The organism is Pseudomonas sp. KCJK9016 (assembly GCF_046231795.1).
Lineage (GTDB): Bacteria > Pseudomonadota > Gammaproteobacteria > Pseudomonadales > Pseudomonadaceae > Aquipseudomonas > Aquipseudomonas bananamidigenes.
Window position 1 is genome coordinate 1 of sequence record NZ_JBJJMM010000069.1, and the last position, 704, is coordinate 704.

1 protein-coding gene is annotated in these 704 nt (G+C 64.2%); it reads right to left on the reverse strand.

Going from position 1 to position 704, the window contains the following annotated elements; translation table 11 throughout:
- Positions 1-704, reverse strand: a 704-nt coding sequence (locus ACK6BI_RS28015; RefSeq protein WP_409319664.1) for an aromatic amino acid lyase, incomplete at both ends; no start/stop codon positions are given.

Below are 704 nucleotides of genomic sequence, written 5' to 3' on the forward strand. Positions count from 1 at the left end.
CGCGAAGCCAGCAACTCGATCGCCGCATTGATGTCCGGCGCAAAGAAGCGGTCCTTCTCGTAGAACGGCACTTCGCGACGCAGAATGCCCCGGGCCTTTTCCAGTTTGGTCGAGGTCTTCAGGCCGTTGCGCAGGTCCAGACCCTGCACCGCCGCCAGCCATTCCACCGCGAGGATGCCGCGGGTGTTTTCGGCCATTTCCCACAGGCGTTTGCCGGCGGCCGGGGCCATCGACACGTGGTCTTCCTGGTTGGCGGAGGTCGGCAGGCTGTCCACCGAATGCGGATGGGCCAGCGCCTTGTTATCGCTGGCCAGCGCCGCCGCCGTCACCTGGGCGATCATGAAACCGGAGTTCACGCCGCCATTGGCCACCAGGAACGGCGGCAGTTGCGACATGTGCTTGTCCATCATCAGCGAGATGCGGCGCTCGCTCAGGGAACCGATTTCGGCGATGGCCAGGGCCATGTTGTCAGCGGCCATGGCCACGGGTTCAGCGTGGAAGTTACCGCCGGAAATCACGTCGCCTTCAGCCGCGAATACCAATGGGTTGTCGGAGACGGCGTTGGCTTCGATCACCAGCACTTCGGCAGCCTGACGGAACTGGGTCAGGCAGGCGCCCATGACTTGCGGCTGGCAGCGCAGCGAGTACGGGTCCTGGACCTTTTCGCAGTTCTGGTGCGAATCGGAGACTTCGCTGCGCTCGCC